Origin of the sequence: Mycobacterium sp. E1386, assembly GCF_001672745.1 — a bacterium.
GTDB lineage: Bacteria > Actinomycetota > Actinomycetes > Mycobacteriales > Mycobacteriaceae > Mycobacterium.
This window is the reverse complement of sequence record NZ_LZKH01000176.1, coordinates 18,736-28,484: the sequence shown is the minus strand read 5'-3', so window position 1 is coordinate 28,484 and position 9,749 is coordinate 18,736. Positions and strand designations below refer to the sequence as shown.

General features: G+C 67.0%; 10 protein-coding genes. 2 read left to right on the top strand and 8 right to left on the bottom strand.

Annotated elements, in window-relative coordinates; translation table 11 throughout:
• Position 1: 1 nt before the first annotated feature.
• A complete protein-coding gene (locus A5709_RS28155) occupies positions 2-154 on the bottom strand; it encodes a hypothetical protein (protein WP_197520190.1) in 153 nt (50 codons plus the stop codon).
• A gap of 74 nt (positions 155-228) precedes the next feature.
• Between A5709_RS28155 and A5709_RS18285 the strand changes: the two genes are divergently transcribed.
• The gene (locus tag A5709_RS18285) at positions 229-1,725 is read left to right on the top strand and encodes an adenylate/guanylate cyclase domain-containing protein (protein ID WP_197520189.1); all 1,497 of its coding nucleotides are present in this window, start codon (positions 229-231) and stop codon (positions 1,723-1,725) included.
• A gap of 13 nt (positions 1,726-1,738) precedes the next feature.
• On the opposite strand, the gene A5709_RS18280 is transcribed toward A5709_RS18285, so the two are convergent.
• Complete coding sequence (locus A5709_RS18280) at positions 1,739-3,034, bottom strand: amidohydrolase family protein (protein ID WP_068121374.1); 1,296 nt, start codon at positions 3,032-3,034, stop codon at positions 1,739-1,741.
• A gap of 117 nt (positions 3,035-3,151) precedes the next feature.
• Here A5709_RS18280 and A5709_RS18275 point away from each other — a divergent pair, with 117 nt between their 5' ends.
• The gene (locus A5709_RS18275; protein ID WP_068121371.1) at positions 3,152-3,370 is read left to right on the top strand and encodes a hypothetical protein; all 219 of its coding nucleotides are present in this window, start codon (positions 3,152-3,154) and stop codon (positions 3,368-3,370) included.
• Positions 3,371-3,381: 11 nt separating this feature from the next.
• Here the strand turns inward: A5709_RS18275 and A5709_RS18270 are convergent, their stop codons facing one another.
• The 6 genes from A5709_RS18270 to A5709_RS18245 are packed head-to-tail and all read right to left on the bottom strand — an operon-like array spanning position 3,382 to position 9,699.
• Positions 3,382-4,521, bottom strand: coding sequence for an acyl-CoA dehydrogenase family protein (locus A5709_RS18270; protein ID WP_068121367.1), 1,140 nt, complete (start codon positions 4,519-4,521; stop codon positions 3,382-3,384).
• A gap of 2 nt (positions 4,522-4,523) precedes the next feature.
• Entirely contained in the window at positions 4,524-5,567 is a 1,044-nt protein-coding gene (locus A5709_RS18265) for an acyl-CoA dehydrogenase family protein (RefSeq protein ID WP_068121365.1), read from the bottom strand.
• Positions 5,568-5,569: 2 nt separating this feature from the next.
• Positions 5,570-6,763: a cytochrome P450 gene (locus tag A5709_RS18260; protein ID WP_082974156.1), complete on the bottom strand. Its 1,194-nt coding sequence runs from the start codon at positions 6,761-6,763 to the stop codon at positions 5,570-5,572.
• A gap of 52 nt (positions 6,764-6,815) precedes the next feature.
• Positions 6,816-7,265 (bottom strand): VOC family protein, encoded by a 450-nt coding sequence (locus A5709_RS18255; protein WP_067945199.1) that lies wholly within the window; start codon positions 7,263-7,265, stop codon positions 6,816-6,818.
• Positions 7,262-8,446, bottom strand: a complete 1,185-nt coding sequence (locus A5709_RS18250) for a CoA transferase (RefSeq protein ID WP_255396011.1) — start codon at positions 8,444-8,446, stop codon at positions 7,262-7,264. The genes A5709_RS18255 and A5709_RS18250 overlap by 4 nt, the downstream gene beginning before the upstream one ends.
• Positions 8,447-8,460: 14 nt before the next feature.
• Positions 8,461-9,699 (bottom strand): CaiB/BaiF CoA-transferase family protein, encoded by a 1,239-nt coding sequence (locus tag A5709_RS18245; RefSeq protein WP_068121360.1) that lies wholly within the window; start codon positions 9,697-9,699, stop codon positions 8,461-8,463.
• Positions 9,700-9,749: the final 50 nt, after the last annotated feature.

Below are 9,749 nucleotides of genomic sequence, written 5' to 3'. Positions count from 1 at the left end.
TTCACGGCGACGCCGGGGCAGCGCCCACGCGTTCCCGCCAGTTCTGCACCATGACCAATCGCCCCGACGAGGCGAGCGTCATGAACAACGTGTCGCCATCGGGGCTCAGCGCGACGTTGGTGGTCATCGGATCTTCGGCGGGAATGGCGCCCAACAGCTCGCCTCGTCGGGGCGATTGGTCATGGTGCAGAACTGGCGGGAACGCGTGGGCGCTGCCCCGGCGTCGCCGTGAAGCTGGTCCGGCACCGGCTGCGTTCGCCGTTCCCGCCCGCCGGAAGGCCACTGCTCATATCCGGCGCGGTCATCCCCACCATTGTTGGCGCAGCGGTCATCGCCGCACTGGCGCTGTGGGGTCTTCCGACCGGTACGGCGCTCGCCCAACAGCACGTGCTGAAGTTCAACATCGTCGTGGCGCTGACTTATTGCGTCGTAAGCATGCCCTCCGCGGTGATCTGCGGCTATTTGTGGATGAGCCTGCCGGCGGACGCAAGCGACGCCACCGCGCGGCGCGTCGTCTTGGCCATACCGAGGAGAATGGCCGTCGTCCACGGGGCGGTGTGGTCCACGGCCAGCGCGATTTTCGTGCTCATCAATCTCGGCAGGCCTTGGCTGTCGGCAACGTTGGGCGTGTCGATGATCCTGGGCGCGATCGTGACAACCGCATTGTCGTATTGGATGTGCGAGATCGCGCTACGGCCGGCGACGGCCATGCTGCTCACCGAAGACCCGCCAAAACATGCTCAGGGTCCGGGCCTTCGGCTGCGCGCGGTGAGCGCCTGGGTGATCGGGACGGGAGTTCCGACGCTGATGGTCATGCTCGTCGCCGCGAGCGCCCTCTTCGTCGAGTACTCCGCGCATCGGCTGGCGTTGGTTGTTCTCGTGCTCGGGGGCTGCACCCTAGCCTGCGGCCTGGTGGTCGCCGCATTCAACGCGTCAACGATCGCCGATCCCATCGATGAGGTCAGGCACGGCATGCAACGCGTGCAGCGCGGCGAATTCGACGTGTCCGTCGCCATTTTCGACGCCTCCGAGCTCGGGCTGTTACAGGCGGGCTTCAACACCATGGCGACGGGACTGCGGGAACGAGAACGGCTGCGCGACCTGTTCGGCCGCCACGTCGGCCAGGATGTGGCCCGTCTGGCCGAGCAACTCGCCGCCGCCGGTGACCAGATCGAGATGGGCGGTGTCAACCGCGAAGTGGCGGTGTTGTTCGTGGACCTGGTCGGCTCGACGCGACTGGCCACCACACTGGAGCCGCCCGAGTTGCTGGCGACGCTGAACGACTTCTTCACGATGGTGGTGAACGCCGTCGAAGCGAATCGGGGCTTTGTCAACAAGTTCGAAGGGGACGCCGCGCTGGCGATCTTCGGCGCCCCCCTCGACGACGATGACCGCGCCGCGCATGCGCTGGCGACGGCGCGCGAACTCAACAGGATTCTGAATCCGCCCGGCGCGCCGATCAGGGCCGGCATCGGCGTCTCGGCCGGCATGGCGGTGGCCGGCAATGTCGGCCACCCCGGCCGTTACGAGTACACGGTGATCGGCGACCCGGTCAACGAGGCGGCGCGGCTCACCGACGTCGCCAAGCTGTCGGTTGGCGTCGCCGCGTCCGCCGCGGCGCTGGACATGGCCAGTCAGGAGGAGTCGCACCGATGGCGGGTCGTCGACTCCAAAGTGCTACGCGGACGGGTGAATTCGACCGACATCGCCGTCCCGGTCGATTGAAGCTTCGTGCGCGTCAGACCTTGTGGGACTTCTGCTCTTCCATCTTGTCTATGAAGGCGTCGAATCCGATGCCGCCGTGGCCGGCCATGACTTCGTCGTAGTCGTACTCCGGTGGGTTGCCGCCGTTGGGCCACCACCCGGCATCCGCGGTGCAGGACTTGAAGCCGTCCTCGGGGAAGGCGTACCAGCGCCGCGTGTTGAGTTCGACGATCTTGGCGGCCTCCTCGTCGGGCACGTCCGCGAGCATCTCCTCGGCGCGCGCGCGGCTCTTGGGCCAGAACGAGTCGGAGTGCGGATAGTCGCATTCCCAGGTGATGTTGTCGATCCCAATCTGGTGGCGCATCGACATGCCGACCTCGTCCTCGATGAAACATCCGGAAATGTTGCGCCGGAACAACTCCGACGGCGCCACCGTGGGGTGGATGTTCTGGTAGAACTTGTGCTTGCGCCAGACGTAGTCCGCGCGTTCGACGAGGTACGGCATCCAGCCGACGCCGCCTTCGGAGAACGCGACTTTGAGGTTCGGGTGTTTGTGGAAGACGGGCGAGAAGATGAGCTCGGTCGCCGCGGCCATGGACGTTGTGCCCATCAAAGTGATCATCACCGCGAAGGGCGCCTCCGGTGCGGTCTGGGGCGGGAATCCGCCGCTGCCGAAGTGCATCACCGCGGTCAGGTTGGTCTCCTCAAGCGCCGACCACACCGGCTCCCAGTACGCGGTGTGGTAGCTGGGCAGCTTCAGGTTGGTCGGGTTGTCCGGCAGCCCGATCGCCCGCGCGCCCTTGGCCGCCACCCGCTCGATCTCGGCGACGATCAGGGCCGCGTCCCACAGCGGCGTGATCGCCGTCGGGATGAACCGGGCGGGGTCGGTGGCGCACCATTCGTCGAGTGAGAAGTCGTTCCACGCCTGCACGGACAACTGCGCGAGTTCCTTGTCCTCGCCCTCCAGGAAAACGGTGCCACAGAAGCGCGGGAAGGACGGGAAGCACAGCATGGCGTGCACGCCGTCGATGTCCATGTCCGCCAGTCGGGCTTTCGGGTCGTAGCACCCGGGGATCATGTCGGCGTAGCGGATTGGATCGACACCGAACTCCTCCGGCGACTTGCCGGCGACGGCATTCAGCCCGATGTTCGGATAGGCCCTGCCCTCGTAGACCCACTGCTGCACCGGCGGAGCCCCGTCTCGCGGGAAATCGACGATGCGGGGACCGGCGTCGAGGAATTTCTTCGGCAGTCGGTCCGCCCAGACCTGCGGTGGCTCGATCAGGTGATCATCGACGGACAGGAGCTTCATCGAAGGTTGCAGCGGCATTGTGGGAGTCGTCTCTCGAAGTCGTGCGATACGGTACAAGTGAACAGAATCTGACTATTTGACTATAGCGCCGATGGTGGCCGGAGCCCAAACGAACAGGGCGCATCAAGGAGGACCATGACAACACCCGATAACCCACAGTCGCGCATTCCGCACGACGATTGGGCCGACCAGGACCTGCTCACCAAAGGCGAGGCGGCCGAACGGCTCGCCGCCGAGATCGCTGAGGTCGCTGCCAAACTCGGCGCGTCGGATGATCAGGACGCGACCCTGATGCGACGACTCAACGGGCTCCAGGAGGCCTACAAGCACCTGACGCGGGACCCACAGGGCTGACCCCGCTCCGCTCAGGCGCGCGGCAAGCCCAGCACCCGCTGGGCGACGATGTTGCGCTGGACCTGGGCCGTTCCGCCGTAGATGCCCGCGGCGCGCGACCACACGTAGATATCCCATTCCAGGCCTTCGGTGAGAAGCGGGCCGCTTGCCGAAAGGTCCATCATGGCGTGGGCGAAGAACTGGTCGGCACGTGTCATGAGCAACTTGTCCACCGAACCCTCGGGCCCGGGAAGCCGGCCGTTCTGGCGCTCCGTGAGGGATCTCATGACCTTGATCTGCAGTGCCCGCAGCTCCACGTAGGCCTGTCCGAGCCGGGCCCGAGCCGACGGCGAGTCTTCGAGCCAGCCGACGCGAACGTCGTCCTCGAGGCGACTTAGCTGCGTCTTGAGCCGGCCGATCCAGTTGATGTCGCTGGGACCGCGCTCGTAGGCAAGCAACTGGTTGGCAATGGACCAGCCCTGCCCGCGCCCGCCGAGCAGGTTGCCCGCGGGTACAGCGACGTTGTCGAACGTGATCTCGGTGAACTCGCGGTTGCGCGCGGCGTTCACGATGGGCCGCACTTCGATGCCGGGTGTCGACATCGGCACCAGCAGAACGGAAATGCCGGCGTGCTTCGGTGCGTCCGGCTCGGTGCGGCACAGCAGGAAGCACCAGTCGGCAACCGCACCGAAGCTCGTCCAGATCTTGCGGCCGTTGACGCGAAACATCTCACGCCCGCCGGCGTCGAGGAAATCGGCCCGGGTCTTGAGGCCGGCGAGGTCGGATCCGGCCTCCGGTTCGGAGAACCCTTGACACCAGCGCACCCGGCCGGACAACAGCCCGGGCAGCAGCGTGTCGCGCTGCTCGTCGGTTCCGAACAGGCGTAACGCGTTGCTGAGGTGACCGACGCCCTCGATGGGCGCGGCGCCGGCCCGCCCGAGCTCGTCGTTGAGGATCGCCTCGTAGACCGGCGCCTTGCCATGCCCCCCATACTCGACGGGAAAGGACAACCCGATGTAGCCCGCTTCGTAAAGCGTTTGGTGCCAGGCGTTTTGCGCGTCAGCCCGCGCCGCCGGGTCGTCGGGAATCGCGGCGTCGGCGGCGTGGTCGGACAGCCACTGCCTGAGCTCGGCGCGGAACTGCGCTTCGGGTGCGCTGTCGTTGAAGTCCATGGCTAGGCGAGTTCTCGGTTCGCCAGCCGCAGCGCGGCGATGGCCTCGTAGTGCACCGTCTCGTCGCCGAACAACCGCCGGTCCAACAGCGCCCGGCGCAGCCGCAGGTGTGAAACGTGCTCCCAGGTGATCGCGATGCCACCAAAGACCTGAACCGTGGTTTCCACCACCTCCCGGCCCGCGGCCGAGGCGTATGCCTTGGCCGTCATCGCCGCCAGCCGCGCCTCGTCGGCCGGCGCGTGGTCGATCGCCCACGCGGCGTGCCAGAGGCAACTCCGGGCGCCTTCGACTTGCACCAGGGCATCGGCGAGCAGATGACCCACGGCCTGAAACGAGCCGATCTTGACCCCGAATTGAGCCCGCTCGCTCGCATAGCGGACCGCGTCGTCCAGGGCACCCTGCATGATGCCGACCAGGTCGGCGGCGACGGCGGTCATCGCCAAGGACTCGACCCGCTGCCACCGTTCGTCATCAATGGCCTTGCCGGTCACCACCGCCGAAGCGACCGAATCGGCTGGCAAACAATGGAATTCACGGGTCAGGTCCAGTCCGCGGGGGTCGGCGCCGCACAGTGGTGCGCACACCAGCCGACGTTGTCCGTCGGTGCGGTCGGTCAGTAGTCCGTGGGTGGCGCCCGCGGCGTCGAATGCCACCCCAGGTCGGTGAGCCGAGCCGAAACCCATCAAGTCGGGGCCCAGCACCGGCGCCAGCCGAAGGCTGCCCTCCGCGACGAGCTCCAATTCCTTCTCGGCTCCGGCCGCCTCCAGGAGCTCGGTGGCCAGCACCGCCTGGCCCGCCACCGGAACGGCGCTGAGGGTTCTGGCGAGTTCTTCGATCACGATGACGGTTTCGACGCCGCTCGCCTCGAGTCCGCACAGGCGCGGCGAACGCAACGTCGGCACACCGAGATCCACCAGGCGGCGCCACTGGGCGTCGAGCGCCTCGCCGGTCGCGATCTCGTCCGCACTGGTAACCCCCACGCTCTCCCCCAGCTGCGCGGCGGTGTCGCGGAGCAGTTGCTGCTCGTCGGTGAAGGCGATCTCCATGGTCAGCGCAGGGTCATCTCCACGCTGGTGTATCCGCGTACCGTAGCGGTGAGCACGCGTTCGCGCGCCCCGATGGCGTAGTCGGGGAACCTGTCGGCGATGTACTCGAACACCAGCTGCGCCTCGCGGCGAGCCAACCATTGCCCGAGACAGATGTGGATTCCCCACCCGAAATACACGTCGGTGCCGCGCGGCCTGTCGATGATGAAGCGGTCGGGATCGTGGTAGCGCCGTTCGTCGCGGTTGGCGCTGCCCAGGAGCAGCAGCACCCAGTCGCCGGCGTCCATGGTGACGCCGTGTCGCTCGACGGGCCTGGCCAAGGTGCGAGCCACCCAGTGGCTCGGCGTGTCGTAGCGCAGCGCCTCGTTCACCGCGGCGGGAATGACGCTGCGGTCCTTCACGATGCGCTGCCACTCCTCGGGGTGCTCGGCGAGCGCGACGAGGCCGTTGGAGATCAGCTTCTGCGTGGTTTCCGAGCCGGCGGCCGACAGGAGATTGCAGAACATGAGCACCTCGTGCGGGGTCAGGGCGCGCTGGCCACCGGCATCGGGGTCGTCGAACGTGGCTTGCAGCACGACGCTGATCAGGTCGTCACCCGGGTCGGTGCGGCGCCGTTCGATCAGGTCACCGATGTACTGGCTGATCAGGCGGTTGGCCTCGATGGCTTTGGCCGGCATCGCGACCTGCCCTTCCTCCCGGGTGAGGAAGGCCTCCCACCAGACGCGCAGCTGCGCGCGGTCGCTGTGCGGCACGCCGAGCAGATCACCGATCACGTCCGTGGGCACCGAGAACGCGAACGCCTCCATCGCGTCGACGGTGGTACCCGGTTGCAGCCGGCCAAGGTGCGTGTGGACCACGGCCCGCAGGGCAGACTCCATGGCGGCGACCGCTTTTGGCGTGAAGAACCCTTTGAGGACCCCGCGAATGCGGTCGTGGCGGGGCGGGTCCATCGAGATCACCGAGTACTTCCGTCCGTCGTTGTCCGGGTTCTCCGGTGCCGGACCGCGCTTGGACGAGAACGTCTCCCAATCCCGCAGAGCCTGCGACACGTCGTCGAACCTGGACAGGACCCACCAGCGGTTTTCGGGATCCCGGTAGACCGGCGCCTCGTCGCGCAATCTCCGGTACACCGGGTACGGATCGTCGAAGATCGCCTTGGAGAACGGCGAATACATCAACTCGCTGGTCGCTGGCACAGCCCTGACTCTATCATCGCAATGAACAATCGGACGTTGAGTGACTAACTGCTCAGTCGCTCGGCGGCGTGCGCTCGATCAACTCGATCCAGTTGCCGTCGGGGTCAGTCGCCATCAGTCCCCGGTTGCCGCCGTCGAATGTGACCGTTCGTTCCGGTCGGGCTTGGCCACCCAGGCGCTCGATACGCGCGACGACCGCGTCCGCGTCGTCGACGCGGAAAGACAGGTGCGTGAAGCCCACAGCGTTCATCCGGCGGGGCCGGCGCTTCTCGCGCACACCCGGTACCGGGTAGCCGAGCAACTCGAGGCGAAATCCGTCGCGTTGCAGGTAGACCAAGACCAGCACCAGCCCGGGCACGCCCAGCAGCCGTGCCGTCTCGGGCCCGTCGACCGTCAGGCGGCCGCTTTCGTCGAATCCCATTGCCGTGCAATAGAATCGGACGGATCTTTCGAGATCGCTGACGCACAGCCCGATATGGGTGAGGCGGTCACCGGGGGTCATGCGGTGTCGTCGGCGAGTTCGTCGAGCAGCGCGTTGTGTTCCCCGAGCAAGGGTGGCCGTACGGGGCCGCCCGCAAGAGTGGCGCTGAAAAGGTATGGCGTGCCCGGATAGCGGAACGTCTCCCCCAGTTCCGGGTGGTGGACCGGCACGTGAAACCCGCGGGCGGCGATGTGTTCGTCCTCGAAGGCCTCGTCGGGTGACAGCACCGCTCCGGCGGGGAATCCGCGTCGCTGGCTTTCCAGGAAGTACTCATTCGCCGGCATCCGGGAAGCAATCAAGGTGATCGCGTCGCGGGCCGCCATCAGTATCGCGGTGGTCTCGTCGTCGGCACCGATCATCGCGATGTCGACCGGCTCGTCGCGAGAGGCGGCCATTTCCAGGAACACCGCCTCGGGAAGCTCGTCGGTCAGGCCGAGGTCCGCGAGCCAGGTCAGCAGGTTCGCGAATTCGGTCGGCTTGCGGGGTAGCACGCCGGTGGTGGCGTAGGCGCCGTCGGCGCACCGGACCTGCGTCGGTTGGCTCCGCGTGAAGTACGCGTGACGGCCGGTCTGGCGGACGCACGTCTCGTTGTTGACCAGCCAGTGGTACGTCGTCTGCTCAGAACTGACGTTGCAGGCCGCATTGACGCTGACGTCGACGAGCTGACCCTGGCCGGTCTGGTCCCGGTGCGCAAGGGCCACCAGCGCTCCGATCGCGCAATACAGGCCGGCGAGGTTGGCCGACTGCTCGCCGGCGCCGCGGACCGGCGGCAGGGAGTGATCGTCGTAGCCGCAGTTCCAGACCGGACCCCCGCCGGCAAGCATGGTGAGGTCGGTGACGGGTTGGTCGGCCCGCATGCTGTCGAGGCCGAATGGGGTGACCGCCACCCAGATCAGCGACGGGTGCCGGGCGTCGCCGACGGGGCCGGACCCGGAGATCACGATGTCGGCGCCAGCGATCAGGAGCCCCAGTGCGTTGGCACCCTCCGCGGTGTCGAGATCGACGGTCACCGACCTCTTGCCCACGTTGCCGCTCCACCAGCGCAGGCTGGTATCCGACCCGATGTTGTCGTGCGCGAACGGCGGTCGCGACCGATGTGAGGATCCCGCGGGAGGTTCGACCACGACGACCTCCGCGCCGAGTTCGGCGAGCAACCTTCCCCCGACGGGGGTGAACTGGCCGCTGATCTCGACGATGCGAATCCCGCTCAGCGCGTTCAGATCACACCCCGCTTCGTCAATTCGTCCAGCTCCTGATCACTGCGCCCGAGCAGCCCGCCCAGCACGTCTCGGTTGTGTTCGCCCAGACACGGCGCGGCCCGCGAAATGTTCCACGGCGAGGCCGACATTCGCAGGGGAACCCCTTCGACGCGCACCGTCCCGATCTCGGGGTGCGTCACGGTCGGAAAGAGTCCCCACTCGGCGAGATCCGGGTCTTCGTCGATCCGTTCCCGCGGCGACTTCACGACACTCGCCGGCACCCCGGCCGCAGTGAGTTCGGCTGCCAGCGAGGAGGCTTCGCGAGTTCGGGTGCAGGCGCTGACGAGTGCGTCGAGTGCGTCGGCGCCGAGCAACCGCTGCTCTAGGGTCGCGAATCGGTCGTCTGTCAATCGCGGTTCGTCGACGACTTTGGACAGCAGGGCGACGTCCCGGTCATCGCGGCAGGCGATGGCGATCCACCGGTCCTCGCCCAGGCACGGGTAGATCCCATGCGGAGCCATCTCACCGAAGTCGGCGTGGTTACCGTCCGGGAACCCCGGCCGGCGCGCGGGCCGCTCGTTGACCGTCCAATCCAGCACCTCGGTGGGCAGCATCGCGATGCCCGCAGGCACCGTGGCCAAGTCGATGTGTTGACCCTCGCCGGTGCGTTCGCGCTGATGCAGTGCCGCCAGGATCGCGACCGTCATGTAGTAGGCGGCGACGTGGTCCATGTACGAGTAGCCCCATCCCGCGGGCTCACGGTCGGGCAACCCGGCGGTAAAGGTCAGCCCGCTCAGCGCCTGAACGATGGGACCCCAGGTCTTGAAATCGCGGTAGGGGCCGCTATGTCCGAAGCCGCAGTTGGAGACGTAGATGATGTCCGGCTTGATCCGGCGCAGCTCGTCGTAGCCGAAACCCATCCTGTCCAGCACGCCGGCGGCGAAATTCTCGCAGACGATGTCGGAGAGGGCGATCAGCTCACGCAACAGCTGCTTGCCTGCCTCTTGACGCAGGTTGATGGTCACTCCGAGCTTGCCGACGTTGTGGTTGTTGAAGCCGGCACCCAGATTCACGCCCCGGCGCTCGTCGACGAACGGGCCGACGCCGCGCAGCGCGTCCCACATCCCGCGCGTTGCGGGGTCTTCGACTCGGATGACCTCGGCACCGAAGGCGGCCAGGATCTTCGTCGCCCCGGCGCCGGCCAGTTGACCGCCGAGGTCGCATACCCGAAGGTGGGACAACCCGACGCTCACCATGCAACAATAAAACAGATTTTGTTCTTCTGCCAACGCCGCGCCGCAGCCAG

Excerpts from the sequence above, each read along its gene's own strand:
- A5709_RS18280 (WP_068121374.1), bottom strand. The coding sequence starts at position 3,034 with ATGCCGCTGCAACCTTCGATGAAGCTCCTGTCCGTCGATGATCACCTG.
- A5709_RS18275 (WP_068121371.1), top strand. The coding sequence starts at position 3,152 with ATGACAACACCCGATAACCCACAGTCGCGCATTCCGCACGACGATTGG.
- A5709_RS18270 (WP_068121367.1), bottom strand. The coding sequence starts at position 4,521 with ATGGACTTCAACGACAGCGCACCCGAAGCGCAGTTCCGCGCCGAGCTC.
- A5709_RS18265 (WP_068121365.1), bottom strand. The coding sequence starts at position 5,567 with ATGGAGATCGCCTTCACCGACGAGCAGCAACTGCTCCGCGACACCGCC.
- A5709_RS18255 (WP_067945199.1), bottom strand. The coding sequence starts at position 7,265 with ATGACCCCCGGTGACCGCCTCACCCATATCGGGCTGTGCGTCAGCGAT.
- A5709_RS18245 (WP_068121360.1), bottom strand. The coding sequence starts at position 9,699 with ATGGTGAGCGTCGGGTTGTCCCACCTTCGGGTATGCGACCTCGGCGGT.